22 protein-coding genes and 1 other annotated feature are annotated in these 18,755 nt (G+C 41.3%); of the genes, 11 read left to right on the top strand and 11 right to left on the bottom strand.

Annotation, left to right across the window (positions count from 1 at the left end; translation table 11 throughout):
• Nucleotides 1–56: 56 nt before the first annotated feature.
• From IGJ17_RS06670 to IGJ17_RS06650, 5 genes are all read left to right on the top strand, one after another.
• On the top strand, nt 57–1,283 hold the full coding sequence (locus tag IGJ17_RS06670; protein WP_086299567.1) for an SPFH domain-containing protein: 1,227 nt from the start codon (nt 57–59) through the stop codon (nt 1,281–1,283).
• 16 nt (nt 1,284–1,299) lie between these two features.
• Nucleotides 1,300–2,421, top strand: a complete 1,122-nt coding sequence (locus tag IGJ17_RS06665; protein ID WP_086299568.1) for an ATP-binding protein — start codon at nt 1,300–1,302, stop codon at nt 2,419–2,421.
• Nucleotides 2,418–3,239: a TPM domain-containing protein gene (locus IGJ17_RS06660; RefSeq protein ID WP_005236637.1), complete on the top strand. Its 822-nt coding sequence runs from the start codon at nt 2,418–2,420 to the stop codon at nt 3,237–3,239. The genes IGJ17_RS06665 and IGJ17_RS06660 overlap by 4 nt, the downstream gene beginning before the upstream one ends.
• 97 nt (nt 3,240–3,336) lie before the next feature.
• Nucleotides 3,337–4,887, top strand: a complete 1,551-nt coding sequence (locus tag IGJ17_RS06655) for an ATP-binding cassette domain-containing protein (protein ID WP_086317202.1) — start codon at nt 3,337–3,339, stop codon at nt 4,885–4,887.
• Nucleotides 4,888–4,896: 9 nt separating this feature from the next.
• Complete coding sequence (locus tag IGJ17_RS06650) at nt 4,897–5,334, top strand: helix-turn-helix domain-containing protein (protein ID WP_005236643.1); 438 nt, start codon at nt 4,897–4,899, stop codon at nt 5,332–5,334.
• 95 nt (nt 5,335–5,429) lie between these two features.
• Here the strand turns inward: IGJ17_RS06650 and IGJ17_RS06645 are convergent, their stop codons facing one another.
• Nucleotides 5,430–6,398, bottom strand: coding sequence for a pyridoxal-phosphate dependent enzyme (locus IGJ17_RS06645; protein ID WP_005236650.1), 969 nt, complete (start codon nt 6,396–6,398; stop codon nt 5,430–5,432).
• A gap of 210 nt (nt 6,399–6,608) precedes the next feature.
• Between IGJ17_RS06645 and IGJ17_RS06640 the strand changes: the two genes are divergently transcribed.
• On the top strand, nt 6,609–7,628 hold the full coding sequence (locus tag IGJ17_RS06640; protein ID WP_086299571.1) for a branched-chain amino acid aminotransferase: 1,020 nt from the start codon (nt 6,609–6,611) through the stop codon (nt 7,626–7,628).
• 149 nt (nt 7,629–7,777) lie between these two features.
• Nucleotides 7,778–7,951 (top strand): hypothetical protein, encoded by a 174-nt coding sequence (locus tag IGJ17_RS06635; RefSeq protein ID WP_005236653.1) that lies wholly within the window; start codon nt 7,778–7,780, stop codon nt 7,949–7,951.
• A gap of 119 nt (nt 7,952–8,070) precedes the next feature.
• Here IGJ17_RS06635 and rplL read toward each other — a convergent pair whose 3' ends face one another.
• From rplL to rplK, 4 genes are all read right to left on the bottom strand, one after another.
• The gene (rplL, locus tag IGJ17_RS06630; RefSeq protein WP_003127081.1) at nt 8,071–8,442 is read right to left on the bottom strand and encodes a 50S ribosomal protein L7/L12; all 372 of its coding nucleotides are present in this window, start codon (nt 8,440–8,442) and stop codon (nt 8,071–8,073) included.
• A 60-nt stretch (nt 8,443–8,502) separates the two neighbouring features.
• The gene (rplJ, locus tag IGJ17_RS06625) at nt 8,503–9,003 is read right to left on the bottom strand and encodes a 50S ribosomal protein L10 (RefSeq protein WP_005236672.1); all 501 of its coding nucleotides are present in this window, start codon (nt 9,001–9,003) and stop codon (nt 8,503–8,505) included.
• A 65-nt stretch (nt 9,004–9,068) separates the two neighbouring features.
• Nucleotides 9,069–9,195: a sequence feature (ribosomal protein L10 leader region), on the bottom strand.
• A gap of 63 nt (nt 9,196–9,258) precedes the next feature.
• Entirely contained in the window at nt 9,259–9,948 is a 690-nt protein-coding gene (gene rplA, locus IGJ17_RS06620; protein WP_429961166.1) for a 50S ribosomal protein L1, read from the bottom strand.
• A gap of 100 nt (nt 9,949–10,048) precedes the next feature.
• Entirely contained in the window at nt 10,049–10,471 is a 423-nt protein-coding gene (rplK, locus tag IGJ17_RS06615; RefSeq protein WP_005229787.1) for a 50S ribosomal protein L11, read from the bottom strand.
• A gap of 318 nt (nt 10,472–10,789) precedes the next feature.
• Between rplK and sdaAB the strand changes: the two genes are divergently transcribed.
• Nucleotides 10,790–11,455: an L-serine ammonia-lyase, iron-sulfur-dependent subunit beta gene (sdaAB, locus tag IGJ17_RS06610; RefSeq protein WP_005229781.1), complete on the top strand. Its 666-nt coding sequence runs from the start codon at nt 10,790–10,792 to the stop codon at nt 11,453–11,455.
• A 13-nt stretch (nt 11,456–11,468) separates the two neighbouring features.
• Nucleotides 11,469–12,341, top strand: a complete 873-nt coding sequence (gene sdaAA, locus IGJ17_RS06605) for an L-serine ammonia-lyase, iron-sulfur-dependent, subunit alpha (protein WP_429961165.1) — start codon at nt 11,469–11,471, stop codon at nt 12,339–12,341.
• 154 nt (nt 12,342–12,495) lie between these two features.
• Here sdaAA and IGJ17_RS06600 read toward each other — a convergent pair whose 3' ends face one another.
• From IGJ17_RS06600 to rpmG, 4 genes are all read right to left on the bottom strand, one after another.
• The gene (locus IGJ17_RS06600; RefSeq protein ID WP_400450070.1) at nt 12,496–13,986 is read right to left on the bottom strand and encodes a DUF1576 domain-containing protein; all 1,491 of its coding nucleotides are present in this window, start codon (nt 13,984–13,986) and stop codon (nt 12,496–12,498) included.
• Between the two features lie 128 nt (nt 13,987–14,114).
• Nucleotides 14,115–14,657: a transcription termination/antitermination protein NusG gene (nusG, locus tag IGJ17_RS06595; protein WP_005229769.1), complete on the bottom strand. Its 543-nt coding sequence runs from the start codon at nt 14,655–14,657 to the stop codon at nt 14,115–14,117.
• Nucleotides 14,658–14,776: 119 nt separating this feature from the next.
• Nucleotides 14,777–14,947, bottom strand: coding sequence for a preprotein translocase subunit SecE (gene secE / locus IGJ17_RS06590; RefSeq protein WP_005229766.1), 171 nt, complete (start codon nt 14,945–14,947; stop codon nt 14,777–14,779).
• Nucleotides 14,948–14,959: 12 nt separating this feature from the next.
• On the bottom strand, nt 14,960–15,112 hold the full coding sequence (rpmG, locus tag IGJ17_RS06585; RefSeq protein ID WP_005229764.1) for a 50S ribosomal protein L33: 153 nt from the start codon (nt 15,110–15,112) through the stop codon (nt 14,960–14,962).
• A gap of 155 nt (nt 15,113–15,267) precedes the next feature.
• On the opposite strand from rpmG, the gene cbpA reads away from it, so the two are divergent.
• A complete protein-coding gene (gene cbpA / locus IGJ17_RS06580) occupies nt 15,268–15,906 on the top strand; it encodes a cyclic di-AMP binding protein CbpA (RefSeq protein ID WP_008379786.1) in 639 nt (212 codons plus the stop codon).
• An 83-nt stretch (nt 15,907–15,989) separates the two neighbouring features.
• On the opposite strand, the gene IGJ17_RS06575 is transcribed toward cbpA, so the two are convergent.
• Both IGJ17_RS06575 and IGJ17_RS06570 read right to left on the bottom strand, forming a co-directional pair.
• A complete protein-coding gene (locus IGJ17_RS06575; RefSeq protein ID WP_008379785.1) occupies nt 15,990–16,499 on the bottom strand; it encodes a QueT transporter family protein in 510 nt (169 codons plus the stop codon).
• Between the two features lie 628 nt (nt 16,500–17,127).
• On the bottom strand, nt 17,128–17,826 hold the full coding sequence (locus tag IGJ17_RS06570) for an Ig domain-containing protein (protein ID WP_005236686.1): 699 nt from the start codon (nt 17,824–17,826) through the stop codon (nt 17,128–17,130).
• Between the two features lie 367 nt (nt 17,827–18,193).
• Here IGJ17_RS06570 and IGJ17_RS06565 point away from each other — a divergent pair, with 367 nt between their 5' ends.
• Nucleotides 18,194–18,721 (top strand): FUSC family protein, encoded by a 528-nt coding sequence (locus IGJ17_RS06565; protein WP_005236688.1) that lies wholly within the window; start codon nt 18,194–18,196, stop codon nt 18,719–18,721.
• The last annotated feature ends 34 nt before the right edge of the window (nt 18,722–18,755 follow it).

The following is an 18,755-nucleotide window of genomic DNA, read 5'->3' as shown; positions in this document are numbered from 1 at the left end:
TATAATGAATCTACGTTCATCTATTGTGATGAAAACAATTTAAAGGAGGACTGAAAATGGGTATTATCAAAGCGGCAACAAGCGCAATTGGCGGCGGATTAGCAGATCAATGGCTAGAGGTGATCGAGCCTGACAATATGAGCGATTCGACAGTAATGACAAAAGGTGTCAAAGTGCGGCGTAATGACAAACGCGGTTCTAACAGAAAAGGCACGGAAGATGTCATCACTGATGGGTCAGTGATCCATGTCTATCCGAATATGATGATGTTATTGGTTGATGGCGGGCGAATCATCGATTATACCGCTGAAGAAGGCTACTATACCGTCAAAAATGAATTAGCGCCTTCGATGTTGAACGGTTCATTGAAAGATGCGATTTCTGAAACCTTCGACCGCTTTAAGTTTGGCGGCGTTACACCACAAAAACAACAAGTTTTTTATATCAATCTTCAAGAAATCAAAGGAATTCGCTTCGGTACTTCATCGCCTTTGAACTATTTTGACAACTTTTATAACGCAGAACTATTCTTACGGGCGCACGGAAACTATTCCTTACGAATTACCGATCCAATTTTGTTCTATACGAATGCGATCCCAAAAAACAAAAGTCAAGTCGATATCAACGACATCAATGAGCAGTACTTAGCTGAATTTTTGACCGCCCTACAAACAGCGATCAACAAAATGTCCGCTGATGGCGAACGAATTTCTTACGTTCCATCTAAGAGCATGGAATTAAGCAAATATATGGGAACGGTTCTTGATGACAGCTGGCGAGAACTCCGCGGCATGGAAATCGTTTCTGTTGCCGTCGCAAGCATCTCTTATACGGATGATTCCGTAAAACTGATCAACATGCGGAACCAAGGGGCAATGTTAGGCGACCCTTCGATTCGTGAAGGCTATGTTCAAGGTTCGGTTGCTCGTGGTATGGAATCTGCCGGTAGCAATGCCGCTGGGGCTACGACTGGGTTTGTTGGCATGGGCATGGGGATGAACGCTGGTGGCGGGTATTTGAACCAAGCGTCACAAAACAACCAACAGCAAATGCAGCAACAGGCTTCTGCACAAAACAACGCAGATCATTGGGACTGTCCACAATGCGGCACCTCTAATACTGGTAAATTCTGCAGCAATTGCGGGACGCCAAAACCAACGAGCGATGGACCAAGCCTGAAAATGAAATGCAGCGATTGTGGTGAAGTGATCGATTTAGCCAACGGCATTCCAAAATTCTGTCCGAATTGCGGCAAACCTTTCAAAGGTGTCCCAGTAGACTAATTGAGGAGGATTGCTGATGGATGTTATCACACATAAGTGCCCCAATTGTGGGGGCGCTTTAACCTTTGAACCTGGTGATCAAAAATTTCATTGTCCATTTTGTCTGAGTATTTTTACTGAAGACGAAGTCACTGCCTTCGAAGAAAAGCAAAAAGAAGCGCAGATGGCCGATACTCCTGTCTCAGATACTTCTGCAGCGACCGAGACTGAACCGTCCCTTCAAGAAGAAGTTAGAGAGCAAGCCGATGCACAAGCGGGGCAGATGGACCTTTTCACCTGCCCCAGCTGCGGTGCTGAAATCGTGACGGATGCGACTACAGCCGCAACCTATTGCTACTTTTGCCATAACCCGGTCGTTTTGTCGGGACGGCTTTCAGGAGAATTTTTACCTAACAAAGTCCTCCCTTTTGCCATCGAAAAGGAAGAAGCAACTGCGAAATTCTTAGAATGGGCGCAAAAGAAAAAATTTGTGCCACGGGATTTCTTCGATCAAGCACAAGTAGAGAAATTGACTGGTGTGTACTTCCCTTATTGGGTCGTCGATGCTGAGATGAATGGCTCGCTTTCAGGTATGGGTACCTCTTTGCGTATTTGGCGCGTTGGTGATATTGAATATACTGAGCACAAACAATACGATGTCTTGCGACGAGGAAAAATCAAGGTGAATGAATTGCTCAAGCATGCGCTGTCAAAAAACGTTCAGCAAAAAATGGTGACTGGCGTTCAGCCGTTTCCCCTTGAAAAAGCTGTTAATTTTCGCAGTCAATATTTAGCCGGCTTCCAAGCAGAAAAAAGAGACATTGAATACATTGATCTTTCTGACGAAGTCAAAAACGAATTATCGGGTTATGCTGAAAATCTGCTAGCAGGTACCGTCAATGGCTATACTAGTTTTAAACGCAACAATCGTTCCATCAATCTAACAAAAGAAGAAAACAACTACGTTTTGCTTCCTGTATGGCTAGTGACCTATCGAGCCGATGATGAAAACAAGAGTGCCTTTTATTATGCGATGAATGGGCAAACCGGAAAAGTCAGCGGTGTTTTACCGATTAGTTACAAGCGCTTGGGAATCGTCAGTGGCGCAATTTTCGCGGCAACGACCATCCTCGCATTGATTGGAGCGTATTTCTTATGAAAAAACTATCTTATTTGTTGTTACTGCTGGTTGGTTTTTTCTTAACCGCCCTGCCCGCCTTCGCAGCCGAAGAGACAGTCGCAGACCACGCTGGACTCTTTACCGAACAAGAGATCCAGAAGTTGAACGAAGAAGCAGAAGCGCTGAATGCAAAGATCAAGGGCGAAGTTTTTATTCAAACAACAAACAGCAATACGGGAGATATCGAGTTGTACACTGATCGATATCTTTCAAGACGGATCGGCAACGACAACAACGGTTCGGCATTGGTGATCGATATGGCGCAACGGAAATTTCACGTTTCGACTTCCGGAAATATGATCGATTATCTTACCGATTCACGTCTAGATAAGCTACTTGATGCGGTATTTGACCAGATGGCAGAGGGAAATTATTATCAAGCTGCATTGGTCTATCTGCAAAAAGCAGAGGGTTTTGTGGAAGCAGGTGTTCCAGCCGATCATTATCGTATCGATCGTGATACCGGAAAAATTACTTATTACAAAGTGATAACGCCACTAGAAATTGCTATTTGCTTAGCGATCGCGGCAGTGATCAGTATCGCTTTTTTCATCATTGTTAAATCCCGTTACCAATTAAAAATGGGCGGCTACAAATTTAACTATCTAGAAAAATCAAGTATTGATCTGACCCAAAAAGAAGATCGCTTAGTCAATTCCTTTGTCACAACCAGACGCATCCCCCGTCCTTCGAATAATGGTGGAGGCGGTGGTGGCGGTTTTTCTGGCGGCGGCGGTGGCAGTACGACCCACTCTTCTGGTGGCGGAACATTCGGCGGCGGCGGACGCAGCTTTTGATTTTTCAAGAGTTCCTTTAATCAGGAACTCTTTTTTTATTGACAATTTTCATAAAAACATCTACCATTTAGGAAAATATAGGAAATGAGTTGATTTTATGTTTGAAATTATTAGAAACAATAAACTTTTTATCAGTTTGAGTAGTTTGCTAGTTTTTTTGACTGTCCTGACAAACCTCGCTTTCCCTTTGCTTCTACAAGAAGATCACGCACTGCGCTTTGATCATCTCGTCGGCTTATTAGCGTTCATATTAAGTATCACTTATTGCGCGCAATTCTTATTGATTTTGATGAAAGAGCGCTATGCAGCTTCGATGAATGTTCGCCATCTCTTAGAATTGTTAAAAAAAATGAAAAGGAAGAGTTATGTAGAACTCTCTGAAAAGGAGCCCACTTATCTATTAAACCGCATCTTTGGCGTTGTTGATTCCTTATACTTGTTTATTTGCGGTAGTTTTAGCGAATCCATTCGCTGCTTTTTCTTATTGCTGATCCCACTTTTTTTGTGTTTCCAATTGCATTATTTACTGGGTTTCATTTTACTATCGCTATTTCCCATCAATGTTTTTGGGTTTCGATGGATCAATCAACAGTTGAGTATTAAGATGAAAAATATGCAAGAAGCATTTGCTCTTAGCAATAAGGAAATGTTAACAACATTGTCCCATATTGATACAATGAAGCAATGGAGTGACGCTGTTCTTGAGCAGCTGTTTTCCTCTCAATTGACATCGATGTATCAAACATTAGCAAACACCAATACTTTTGCCCAAACGACTAGTTTAGTCCTTAATGCGATCAATCAGATCGCCCAGATCGGCGTCTATTTGTTTATGATTCAAGGAATATTACAAGATGAACTGCCAACCTCTGCGTTGATTTTGATTGGCGTGCTATTACCCATTTACTTTTCTGCATTAAGTGGTTTAACGAAAATCAATCTTGATACAGCTACTCTGAGGACCAATCAACGTTTTGTTAACGAAGAATTGGCTGCTCCCGATGACCGCTGGAACCAAACGTGTGAAGCTACTCTGAGTCTTACTTTCGACCACCCTGTCGTATCCATTGGCAACCACAGCTTTTCCTTTCCCATTGAAGAAACCTTGAAACCTGGTGAACATATTTACTTGGCTGGCGCTTCAGGAAAAGGAAAATCAACGTTTTTAAAGGCAATTGCTGGCCTTTATCCATCAGAAGGAATTTCGCTTTCAACGAAGAGTAAACGCATCAAGCCAAGAAACCCTGAAACAGATAAAACCCTCTACCTTGCTCAAGACCCTACGATTCTCTCTCGGACAATTGAAGAAAATCTTGTATGGGGAAGAAAAATGACGAGAGAAGAAAAAATAATTATCGAAACCTCTGGTATTTTAGCGCCCATTTTTCAACAGCGCTCATGGACTAGCAGGCTTACGGAAAATGGTGCCGACTTGTCTGGAGGAGAAAAGCAAAGAATCGCTCTAGCTCGCATATTATTAAGTGATGCCGAAATCATTCTTTTAGACGAAGCTACCAGCAGCCTTGATGATGAAGCTGCCGAAAAGATTATGAAGTATTTAAAAAAACATGCAGAAAAACGCATGATCATCTATACTAGTCATAAGAAAGAGGAGCAACGCTTTTGTGATCGTACAATCGCTTTGTAGGAGGAACCGATGAAAGATTATTATACCGTTGAAGAAGTCGCTGAAAAACTGGGCGTAACGACTCGAACCATCCGAAATTATCAAAAGACCAACCAACTTAAAGGGACAAAAATTGGCGGGCAGTGGCGCTTTTCTTACAAAGATGTGGCTTCGTTGATGGGCGAACCATTTGAAGATCCCCTGCTTTCTTTTGCTTCAATACGTTCAGAAAAACAGATACCCGAAAGCTTACTTGCCATTGATTTCTTTATTGAATCAGAGGAATTGCTACAACAGCAAAAAAAAATCGTTATTGATGAGTTCAATGCACTTTACTCAGGGGAAAGTCGGCGTTTTTACTTTGAAAAAATCAACCCAACGATGGCACGATTTACATTGATCGGACCGTTGAAATATGTAACAACCTTTGGACAGTGGATCGAAACAATACTTTCTCTCCCAAAGTAATCATCTGAGCGCCTGCTTTGAATTTAAAAGAAGAGACCCAATTAGGAGAATGTCTAATCAGGTCTCTTCTTTCTTTTTTGGAAGGCTTGTTGCACTCAGATGATTTCCTTAAACACAGAGAAATCAATATTGCCGCCGGAGACCAATGCCACAGTTTTCTTTCCTCGAAGCAAATGATCGATCTGTCCGCTTAAAATCGCCGCCGTACTTAATGCACCAGCCCCTTCTGCGATGACTTTTTCCCTCAATGCTAAGTAATGGATCGCTTGTTCGATATCGGATTCTTCAACTAAGACCGTTTCATCGATACGGGTCTTTAAAACATCATAGGTCAGTTCCCCTGCCAAAGCAACATCACAGCCATCGGCGATCGTTCTACTGCGGCGATTGGCTACTAGCTTTTGCTGCCAAAGTGAGGCGATCATGCCATAAACGCCATAGGATTGAACGCCGATGATTTTGACTTCTGGACGAAGTTCTTTTAAGGCTAAAGCAATCCCAGCAATCAACCCACCACCGCCGATGGGAATAATGACATTATCAACATCTGGAAGATCCTCCAACAGTTCGATCGCAATCGTTCCTTGCCCCTCCATTACTGCACGATCATCAAAGGGAGAGACAAATACTTCGCCACTATCTTTCATGGCGTCTAGTGTCAGTTGTTTGGTTTCATCAAACGTCTCTCCTGCTAAAACGACTTGTGCGCCATAACTTCTTGTCGCCTCTATTTTTGTTTTGGCAGCCGTTAATGGCATAAAGATTCGGACATTGATCCCCAGTAACGATCCGGCGAGAGCAACACCTTGCGCATGATTTCCTGCAGAACAGGCAATGACACCGCGAAGTTTTTCTGCATCAGTCAATGACGCGAGTTTGTTATACGCCCCCCGCGCTTTAAAGGAGCCGGTACGCTGTAGATTTTCTAATTTCAAAAATATCGTGCCCTCTTTTTCTTTGCCTAAAATATTACTTGGTGCAAGTGGTGTATGGATCATGATTGGTTTCAATCGTCGATACGCAGCAGCGATCCCCAGACTGTCCGTCAACACTTCCTCAATCACAAACGTTCCCCCTTTTTTGTTTTTTTATACTCTCATTGAAGCACAGAACTTGTAGAAAAACAATCTGGGGAACTCGTACAAGCAAAGATCGGTTCCCCTTTCTTTACACGTCACTGTCACCAAATATTCTTATAGAAGAATTTTCAGAAAATAATGACATTTCTTTTCTGAAGTGCTATACTTAGAAAAATTAAAAAAGGGTGTGAACGAATGACAATCGATTGGTCAAATTTAGGGTTTTCTTATATCAAAACGCCATGGCGTTTTTTGGCAACATGGAAAGACGGTTCTTGGAATGAAGGCGAACTTACCGAGGATAATTATCTGCATATCCACGAGGGATCAACCGCTCTTCATTATGGACAGCAATGTTTTGAAGGACTAAAAGCCTACCGAAGAAAAGATGGCGGCATCAATTTGTTCCGTCCAGACGAAAATAGCAAACGGATGAACCGCAGTGCCTATCGCCTGCGTATGCCAGAGGTTCCTGAGGCCTTTTTCTTAGATGCGGTAAAACAAGTAGTAAAAGCAAATCAGGAATATGTTCCGCCTTATGGCAGCGGCGCCACCTTGTATATTCGTCCTCTATTGATTGGCGTCGGAGAAAATATCGGTGTCAGCCCAGCACCAGAGTATATTTTTACGGTTTTTTGTATGCCGGTCGGACCTTACTTTAAGGGCGGATTGACACCAACCAATTTCATTGTTTCTGACTATGATCGCGCGGCACCAAATGGTACTGGCGCAGCCAAAGTTGGTGGAAATTATGCGGCGAGTTTGTTACCTGGATACGAAGCCCATCAACGGAAATTTTCCGATTGCATCTACCTTGATCCAGAAACGCATACCAAAATCGAAGAAGTCGGTTCTGCCAACTTTTTCGGGATCACGGCTGCTAATGAATTTGTGACACCAAAATCTCCTTCTATTTTACCAAGTATCACAAAATATTCATTGCTGCATCTAGCGCAACATTCATTAGGATTGACCCCTGTGGAAGGTGATGTTTATCTCAATGAGCTGGATCGTTTTGTCGAAGCGGGTGCCTGCGGAACAGCTGCTGTTATTTCCCCGATCGGCGGGATCCAAAACGGCGAGGATTTCCATGTGTTCTATAGCGAAACGGAAGTTGGTCCACAAACAAAAGCATTGTATGACCAATTGACCGGCATTCAATTCGGCGATATTTCGGCACCAACCGGTTGGATCTTTGATGTTCCATTGGATTAAGCGAACCGGGCTACATCCTCTTCAACCGAACGATCACTACGGACCGTTCGGTTTTTCTCTTACTATCGATCAATTTATCATCACTGCATCAGAATTGATTGCCACAACTCTTTTGACTTGTTACAATCATAGCAAAGGGAGGCGTAATGATGGGCAAACGATTCGGCTATTCTTTGCTAGCAACAGCCTTGTATTTGGTGGTTTCCAATATTGGTAATCTCGTTTTTGGCATTAACCGCAGCTTTAGTTGGACCACAACGTTGTGGGAAGCATTTTTCTTTTTTATTTTCGTGTTCTTATTCCAACAATTTCGAAAAAAATAAGCAGCGATCCTCGCTCATAAAAAAACGAGGATCGCTGCTTATTACTTTTTAGGAATCTCAGCCTCTAACAAAAAAAGCGCCAAATCCCTTCATACAAAAGGATTTGACACTAAGAAAAATTATTTAACTGTTACTGAAGCGCCAACTTCTTCTAAAGCTGCTTTCAATGCTTCAGCTTCGTCTTTAGAGATGCCTTCTTTAACTGCTGAAGGAGCTCCGTCAACGACTGCTTTCGCTTCTTTCAAGCCTAAGCCAGTTGCTTCACGAACTGCTTTGATAACTTTAACTTTTTGATCGCCAGCTGCAGTCAATTCTACAGTGAATTCAGTTTGTTCTTCAGCAGCACCAGCATCGCCAGCTCCACCAGCTACAGCTACAGGAGCTGCAGCAGATACGCCAAATTCTTCTTCGATAGCTTTAATTAAATCGTTTAATTCTAAGATTGTCGCGCCTTTTAGCTCTTCGACAATGTTTTCAATGTTCAATGCCATTTTGTTTTCCTCCATTTAAGTAAGTAGTTTAGTTTTTAATACTGAAAAATTATGCGGCAATTATGCTGCATCTTCTTCTTTTTCTGCCACTGCTTTGACAGCGTAAGCCACGTTGCGGATAGGTGCTTGTAGCACAGATAGCAACATAGAAAGAAGTCCTTCGCGGTTTGGCAATTTCGCCAATGCAGTAATTTCTTCCAATGAAGAAACTTTGCCTTCGATGATACCGCCTTTGATTTCTAAAGCTTTTGCGTCTTTTGCGAAATCGTTAATGATTTTTGCAGGTGCAACAACGTCTTCGTTACTGAATGCTACGGCAGTAGGGCCAGTGAATACTTCACCTAAACCTTCTAGACCAGCTTTTTCAGCAGCACGAGAAAGAATTGAGTTTTTGATAACTTTCATCTCAACGTTTGCATCACGCAATTGTTTACGTAAGCGAGTTACTTCATCAACAGTTAGTCCACGGTAGTCAACAACGACTACAGATGCGGCTGCAGAGAATTTTGCACTCACTTCATCAACGATCGCGGATTTTTTAGCGATAGCTGCTTCACTCATTTATATTTCACCTCCTGATTTTGATGGAAGAGTTTCTTCGAAACAAACTGTTCCTTTGTCCTATAAAGGACAATAAAAAAACTCTATGCCACCGTAGACATAGAGGGACTATTGAAGATTCTCAATAAACGTCCTCGGTAGGAAATTAAGGCAAATGCCACCTACTGTCTTCGGTACAGTTAAACTTTTAACCTTGACTACCTTACCATAGATAAGGTAGTCAAGTCAATAAAAGTTTTGAATTTTTGTATTAAATTAGAAAGAAGCTTGTTCTACATGGATCCCAGGACCAAATGTTGTTGTAACTGAGATATTTTTCATGTATTGACCTTTTGCTGCTGAAGGTTTAGCTTTCAACAATGTTTCATGGATCGTTTTGAAGTTTTCAATCAATTTGTCATCTTCAAAAGAAACTTTTCCGATTGGTACGTGGATGTTTCCAGCTTTGTCAACACGGTAAGTAACTTTACCAGCTTTTACTTCGTTAACTGCTTTTGTTACGTCCATTGTTACTGTACCAGTTTTAGGGTTAGGCATCAAACCTTTAGGGCCTAATACACGACCTAATTTACCAACAGTAGCCATCATGTCAGGCGTTGCAACAACAACGTCAAAATCGAACCAGCCACCTTGGATTTTTTGAACCATATCGTCGTCACCAACGAAATCAGCACCAGCTACTTCTGCTTCTTTGGCTTTATCGCCTTTAGCAAAAACTAAAACTGTTTGTGTTTTACCAGTACCGTTTGGTAATACAACCGCGCCACGGATTTGTTGATCCGCTTTTTTAGGGTCTACGTTTAATTTGTAAGCAACTTCAACCGTTGCGTCGAATTTTGCAATATTTGTTTCTTTTGCCAAAGCTACTGCTTCTTCAACTGAATAAGCTTTTGTAGCATCAACTTTTTTCAATGCTTCTTGCATTTTTTTGCTTTTTTTAGCCATTTTGTTTCCTCCTTGATGTGGTTATAACGGTAGAACCTCCCACGTGTCCCATATTTTTCAATATGAAGCCGACTGAGAAGCTACTTCCTTAGGGCTGTAATTATTCTACAGTGATCCCCATGCTTCGTGCAGTTCCTTCAACCATGCGCATTGCTGCTTCAACGTCAGCTGCGTTTAGGTCTTCCATTTTCAATTCAGCGATTTCTTTTACTTGATCGCGTGAAACTTTTGCAACTTTTGTTTTGTTTGGTTCGCCTGAACCTTTTTCAACGTTTGCTGCTTTTTTCAACAATACTGCTGCTGGTGGTGTTTTTGTAACGAAAGTAAATGAACGGTCTTCGTATACAGAGATCACTACTGGAATGATCAAACCTGCTTGATCAGCTGTACGAGCATTGAATTCTTTAGTGAATCCCATGATGTTGATACCCGCTTGACCTAGCGCAGGACCTACCGGCGGAGCTGGTGTTGCTTTACCTGCAGGAATTTGCAATTTAACGATTTTTTCTACTTTTTTTGCCACGAGACATACCTCCTTGAGTCCGTGATGTGGTTAATTGGAGATCCAAATTTCTCCTCCCACTTTGGTGATTCATGTGCACACACAAAAAACGTGTGACGAAAGCACACTGGAATATTATAACATCTTTATGGAATAATTCAAGGTTTTTCAGCTGATTTTTTTGAAAAAATGCTCACCAGCGCTTTTCGTTAGTCCATCGCTAAAAAAAGAAATAAAAATCACTTGCTTTTGGTCTGCTTTTTTCATTCTCTCATTTTTTTATGCTACACTACTACTGGAATTCTTCCCTATTCGTTTACTACTATCGAGGTGAAAAAAATGGAACAATTAAAATACCGCAGTGTATTTGACATAATCGGACCCATCATGGTGGGTCCCAGCAGTTCTCATACCGCCGGTGCTGCCCGGATCGGAAAAATCGTTCGCAGTATTTTTGGCGAACAGCCAGACAGTGTAGATATCCTGTTGTATGAATCGTTTGCTAAAACCTATCGCGGTCATGGAACCGATATTGCGTTAGTTGGCGGTCTCTTAGGCATGGAGCCAGATGATGCTCGCCTAGCGGACTCTTTAAAAATCGCTTATGAGAAAGGGATCGAAGTCTTATTCGTCCCTAAAAAAGAAAAAGCGGAACATCCGAATATGGTCAAGATGATTTTGACAAAAGGTAGCCACAAACTATCTGTCACTGGCATCTCGATAGGTGGTGGCAACATTCAAATCTCAGAGCTTAACGGCTTCAAAATTTCTCTGACACTGGGTACCCCTACTTATGTGATCGTCCATCAAGATGTTCCGGGAATGATTGCGAAAGTAACCAATTTACTATCAGAGGCTCAAATCAATATCGGTACGATGACCGTTACGAGAGAAGCTGTCGGTGATAAAGCAATCATGATCATCGAAGTCGATCAGCGCAATGATCAGCTGGCGCAACAAATCAAAGTTTTGCCGCACGTTTACAGCGCTGCGTATTTTGATTAAAGGAGATAAGCACATGTTCTATACAATAGAAGAGTTAGTAATAGAAAGTAAAAATTATCCTTCCGTTGCAGAGATGATGATTGCGATCGAAGCAGAAAATACTGGTCGTAGTCGCGAACAAATCCTTGCAATCATGGAAAAGAATTTAGTTGTTATGGAACAATCAGTCGCTGAAGGTGTCGCTGGTGTAAAATCGGTGACGGGATTGACCGGCGGCGATGCGACTCGCATGAACGACTACCTTGCTACCGGTGATTTTTTAAGCGGAGAAACCATTCTACAAGCGGTCCAAAATGCCATTGCAGTCAACGAAGTCAATGCGAAAATGGGCTTGATCTGTGCAACACCGACTGCCGGTAGTGCGGGTGTTGTTTCTGGTGTATTGATGGCCGTACGTGAGCGTTTGGCACTGACTCGAGCGCAACAAGTCGACTTTTTGTTTACAGCCGGCGCCTTTGGTCTGGTGATTGCCAACAATGCCTCGATTTCCGGTGCCGAAGGCGGTTGTCAAGCAGAGATCGGTTCTGCTAGCGCAATGGCAGCGGCGGCTTTGGTTTGTGCAAAAGGTGGCACCCCCCACCAAGCGGCTCAAGCGGTGGCGATCACCCTCAAGAATATGATGGGCTTGATTTGTGACCCTGTCGCGGGCTTAGTCGAGGTCCCCTGCGTGAAGCGCAATGCCCTGGGATCTTCCCAGGCCTTTATCTCTGCCGACATGGCATTAGCAGGAATCGAAAGTGTCATCCCACCTGATGAAGTGGTCTTAGCGATGTATCAAGTAGGACGACAAATGCCTAGCATTTTCAAGGAAACGGCTGAAGGTGGTCTAGCCATGACGCCGACTGCCCAACGCCTACAGGCAGAAATCTTAGAAGCCAATCGTTGATGTTTTTTTAGAAATGAACACGAATAAAAACCAACCAAGAACAACCAATCTTTGCTTGTTCTTGGTTGGTTTTCATTTTCCCATTATTTCCAACGACGAAAAGGCAAGCACTCCCTACTTGTTAAACAAGTAACAAATGACATTGGCGGTTTTTCTACTCCCACTCGCCTACCCTATAGTGTTTCTTTTGGGCAACGGGTTTTAATACCTTCACAGGCTCGGAAAATTTAGGTTTTCCTTCTGTTTGATCCAATGGGACCAATGGCTGCTCGCTTTCTTGTGCTTTCAAGTCCATTTGTGGTTTTTCATCCTTGGTAGCTTGCGCCTGATCGGCTGATTTTTGCCAAAGCTGTTTGCTGAGATCCAATAAGGGAATGATCATCATGGCGACTAGCCCGCCAGAAAAACCATTGTTATACAGATTCAAACCTCCATGTAAGAAATCAATATTCAGTACCATTGAGGCGTGCACAAAACCGACCACCAAGCCGCCTTTCCAGCCATAGGCATTTGTTACTGCACAGAGCATCATCGCAAAAATCGCTGACGTGACTGTAACCGTCTCGTTGATGGTGTATACGCTCAATAGATTGGCAATCGTCACCCCTGCCAATAAAGGCAGCGAGTTAAAGACATGAGAGCCACAAGCAGAAAAGCCGATGACGCAAAAGATCGCACCGATAACTGGTCCATTTAAAACCGCTCCAATACTGACAACATATGCCACAAGCAAAAACGTCATCAATCCCATGTTGATCATCGTATTATAAACGCCGGTATCACGTAAGATATCTCGTTCGATTTTGCCACTATGAGACCAAATCGCTCGCATATTCAATCGTTTTTTCTTGATTGCCATCAGCGACCCATAGCCTACGAACACACTTCCTAAAACCAGCATCATGAGAATCAAACGCGGCTGCTGTTCTTGCGACACCAATGTTCTTAGCTCAATCGTTAGGCCAAACATCCGACAGATAGCGGCGACTAATGTACACAACATTCCTGAAGTGAATCCAGCACTGTATAAACTGACGCTTTGAAAAAGTCCTTGAAAATATAAGGCCATGGGAACCATCAAAAAACCGGTAAAAATTCCAATACCGTACCCCATCACCAAGCTAAAATAAGGCGGTAGTGAGTCATTGAATGCAAAATAGCTGACGATTGGAGAAACCGACGATCCATACAATGCAATCAACAGAAATTTTTTCAATGGTTCATTCATAAAATACGAATACAGACGGACGCCTAAAAATATCGGGATAAAATTTAGTAGATTTTTCCCAAAAAAACCATACCCAGTCACCATAAAGATAGCAGACACCGCGCCTCCTGTGATCGGCACCCGATAATGATAGCAAATCGAGATCGCTACAAACGTCATCAAACTGCTGTTTAATAAAGCCGACCCTACAGAAGTCATAGCAATATAATCTGTCACAAGATGACTTTCCGAAAATAAAATCAACTTGAGCTCTTCGACTGCCACCCTTGGATCGAAAAACAACATGGCAAAGAAAAACAGCAGCAAATTAAAAAGAAGCAACAAGCTATACCCATTATGTACAGAGATCATCCCTTTAGTATGGGGATGAAAATCATTGTGAAACTTTACTCTAAAAAAAGCAAATAATTTTGACATAAGACCCCTTCCTCTTATAAAGCGCTTACTCATTTTGAGAAAAAAAGTGGGCCAACGAATTGGTCCACTTTATTCTCATTACTGTTATTTTACCGTAAATGAGCCGTTCATGCTAGTCTATCCAGCAGTTAAATTTTATCTACTTGCTCAAAATCAAGTTCTGTACTGGTTTCACGACCGAACATATCGATGTTCACTTTTAGTTTTTGTTTTTCTTCATCGATTTCTGCTACTTGTCCTTCTAGACCAGAAAACGCACCTTCGATGATTTTGACGGTTTCGCCAATTTCGACTTCCAGTTCAACTGTCCGAGTACTCATACCGATCGAACGTAAAATTGAATTGATTTCTTCTTGTAATAAAGGCGCTGGCTTGCTTCCTGCACCATGAGAGCCAACGAAACCTGTTACCCCAGGAGTATTACGTACAACGTACCAAGATTCATCCGTCATGACCATTTCAACTAATACATAGCCAGGAAATGTTTTATGAACGATTTCTTTGGTTTTGCCGTTTTTTTCTTCTGTTTCTACTTCTTCGGGAACGACGACACGGAAAATATAATCACCCATCCCCATGCTTTGTGCACGTGACTCTAGGTTCGCTTTTACTTTGTTTTCATAGCCAGAATACGTATGCAGTACATACCAATTTTTTTCAAAAGATTCCATTTTTTTCGGACTCCCCATCTTTTTTGTAAAATAAAAAAACCTCAGCTGCACCGAAGTTTTTCCTCAAAGCGATTATAGCACGATTTGTGATAAATGACTAGCGCTATCAGTAAGAAGTGTTACTTTAGGATCCAATTGAAGACCGTTTGAATCAGTGTGTCCATCACAAAGAACATCAATGCAAAAATAATTGTTGTTTGAATCACCACAAATGTATCTTTGCGTAATTGTTTTTTTGATGGCCAAGAAACGTTTTTCATTTCTTCAACAACATTTTTCAAAAATTTCATTCGATTCCCTCCTTACTTCGTTTCACGATGCAACGTATATTGATTGCAATACTTGCAAAATTTGTTGATTTCAAGGCGTTCGCCTTTTTTACCTTCACTGACTGATTTTGAATAGTTGCGGGATCCGCAGACAGAACAAGCCAAAGCAGCTTTTTTCGTTGCCATCTTAGTGTCCTCCCCCTTTTTATAAAGTTTTCCAACACTAAAAATACCATTTATTTAAGATTGTGTCAATTTTTGATTTTCTGTCGTATAAATATAGTTTCTGCTGATTTTGTGGTATGATAATGGTGTTAAATGGGTATTTGGGAGGGAAAATTATGTTATTAAAAACAATGGTTTACAAAAAACGCGATTTAACAACGGTAAAGGAAACAGCTACCTTAGAAGAAGCGCTGGCAATTTTAGAAGAGTCTGGTTATCGTTGTGTGCCTATCCTAGATGAATCAGGAAAGATTTTTAGAGGAAATATTTATAAAATGCACATCTATCGCCATAAAGCAAATGGCGGTGACATGACTTTACCCGTCACCTATCTGCTAAAAAATGCGACGAAGTTCATTTATGTCAACTCTTCATTTTTTAAGGTTTTCTTTACAATCAAAGAATTGCCTTATATTGCGGTACTAGATGAAAACAATCAATTTTACGGCATCTTGACTCATAGTTCCTTATTGAATATGTTGTCACAATCATGGAGCGTTGAACAAGGAAGCTATGTGTTGACGATCGCATCAACAGGTCAACAAGGCGACTTAGCGGTTATCTCAAAAATAATCGCAAAATACAGCAGTATCGCTAGCTGTATCACTCTCGACATCGGTAAAGACGAATTTATTCGTCGTACGATGATCACTTTACCAGCAAACACATCAAAAGAATTATGCGACAAGATCGTTGCGCAACTAGAAGCGAAAAACTTCAAAGTTGTGGAGATCGAAGACTTAAAAGCAGAATAAAATAAAAGATCATTCCTTCATTTCTTAGGAATGATCTTTTTTCTTGTTTTTTGAGAACCATCAAAGCAAAAAACAAGCTTTTTTTACACGCGCTTATCGAAGCGAACGGCACGATTGATGATATACATCACCGGTGCCGTAATCGTCATTACAATAAATTCACTCAATGCCGTTGTTGCAAATGTTGGCCAGAAAGGCAATGCTAAGGTGATATTTAGCATAATCGCAATCAGGAACATACTTAATGAAAAAACAATGGTATTAAATGCCAGTCTTACGAAAACATTTGGAATCTTCTTATATACCAATGCAGTTGCTCCTAAAGCCAAGAAGCTTCCGAAACCGCCGAATACGACATCCAAGATCCCCATTCCAAAGAACATGTTATACACTACAACCCCGCCAACGACACCCCACATCAATTTTCTGTTGAAAACGACCAAGTGATTCAATCCTTCAGATATCCTAAATTGAATCGCTCCTGAGGCAACGGGTGAGACTAGAACCGTTACAGCAACATAAAGTGCCATAATGATCCCATTGGCTGCGACGACACGCAAACGTTGATTGGTTAGATTTGTTGATTTTTCCATTTGATCCCTACTTTCTCCGAGTTTTGATTACGCGGGATGGTTGATGAACCGCGGTGCGCTTCGCACAAGTACTTATTATACACATTAATAGCCATATATCAATGTTAAACCGGCCATTTAATCATCAAATCATCTCGAAATCACCTGACAAAACTTTATGCAGATGGAATTGCTCCCTCTGTTCCTTCATTCGTTGATTCAAAGAAACACTTCGCAGCTTTCATTTTCTAGCCCTATTCGACTATCAATGAATCATCCATCGTCAGATTTCCTAATAGCTTGTGATTCAATCTTTAACCTTGAAAGAGATGGCAAAAATATTATTTTTACGCCTACCGAAGAAATGAACGATGAAGATGGTGGCTTTGTGTTGAAACCTCGCTAAATCAAGGCGCATCTCGTGATGAAAGGTTAAGTGCTGAATTACTTTAAGATTCGTCGGATCTACGCACAGAAATCATCTTGAATACGTAAAACATCCCTTTTCGCTAACGGAAAGGGATGTTTAGAATGAATCAGACGATTCAGTTACTTTTTGATCAAAAATAGCTTTCTTCTCGTTGCCTCGTTACCTTTTTGGTAAAGCAATTTCTCATAGATGTTTACTCAGCGAATGCCTGCCACACCTCTATTTAGCTGGTCGAAAGCCCGCTTTGTAGGCTTCCACCTCTGTCTTGAACATCCGAATTGGACTGGTCGTTTTATTATAATATTGACTCCCCGGTATATGATAAATCTTTTGTTTGGAGCCTTTGATCAGCCCTTTGCCCCGTTTGTCTACATATTTTTTCAGTCCATCTCTAAATGCATCATTCGTCGTTCCAGGTGCTTTCCCACCTTTTTTCACCAGTTTGACCTGGATTGCTTCCAGTTGAAAACCAAAGCCAGACGTTCCTGAAGACTGTCCGTTTTTCGCCCACCCCATCCAGCCAAATTGTTGTGCATTGACTCGATAATAGACATCGTAATACTTAGCGATCTCACCGGTGAGTTTGATTTGGATCGCCTCCAACCGTTGCCCTTTTCCACTTGTACCAGATAGAGTCCCATTTTTTCTAAACGATTTTTCCCATCCTTGTTTCTGAATGGAGGTTTTATATTCAATATTCCCTTTGTATTTTTCGTTAGTAATTTTTATCTTGATTGCTTCAAGTCGCTTGGCTTTCCCTGTGGTCCCTGACGTCTGACCGTTTGTTTTCCATGATTGCCACCCTTGAGACTGGATATTTGTTTGATAGCTCACACTTGGTGAAGATGCAGCAAAAACTGTCATCGGAAAAACAACAAAGCCAAGTAAAAGAACAAATAGTATTGACACTTTTTTCATTTTAAACCCTCCTTATTTTGATTATCTCAATATAATATCTAAAAAACAAACTTTTTATGAACAATAAATATTTTTTTATCAAAACACTTATTTAAACGTTGAACAGACTGAGAAATAAAAAAAGGAGTCTTAAGCGATGGCAACGAAAGTCAATTCATTTAGGGTTGGGGTCACTTATTGTATTCCTTTCAACACTCAAAGTTGAAAATTGCATGGTATCAAGCTAGCTTCTCGACGACTGATAAAATTTGCCTGTCAACGTACGATGAAAGAATCGTTGTTCATTTTTCTGAAAATCTAAGCAATTGACCGTCTGCAATGTGGTATAATCGACTTCGTTGAAATTTGTTTTGAGAGGATGGCATGATTGAACTTATTTGGATTGACCTTTGGCTTAAGAAATGTAAAAACTGGAATCAGTGTATTCCTCTGTATTTTGATTAGTGTTCTTTTGAATCGTGAAACCTACGTCGTATCAACGATCACAGCTGTTTTCACATTAAGAGAAGATCATGAGAATACCGTCAAATACGGGAAACATCGGATTGCCGGTAACAGCTTCGGCGCAATCGCTTCTGTATTTTGTATTGCGATATTTAACTTTTTCGGACATTCGTCCTTTATTCAAATGATTGCAATCCCTTTAGTGATCATGTTAATGATCGCTTTATTGGTCAAATTTGATTACTCCGAGGGAACAGTTGGTGCTTGTGCCACACTATTGACGATTTTATTTATGATTCCTCAAACTGAATCTTACTTGTATGCTTTTAATCGAATTGTTGATAGTTTTATCGGCATGACGATTGCAATATTGGTGAACCGCTTTTTTCCATTTCCGAATAAAAGTACCGCAGGGACGAAGACGACAACAAATGAGAGTGATTCATTTTAAAAATGAAAAAGAAAAAAACCATCTCAAAACAGCT

The sequence above is a fragment of the Enterococcus sp. DIV1096b genome (assembly GCF_050498765.1).
GTDB classification, from domain to species: Bacteria; Bacillota; Bacilli; order Lactobacillales; family Enterococcaceae; genus Enterococcus_D; species Enterococcus_D entomosocium.
The sequence above is the reverse complement of the archived record's forward strand: the minus strand, read 5'-3'. Positions and strand labels throughout refer to the sequence as shown.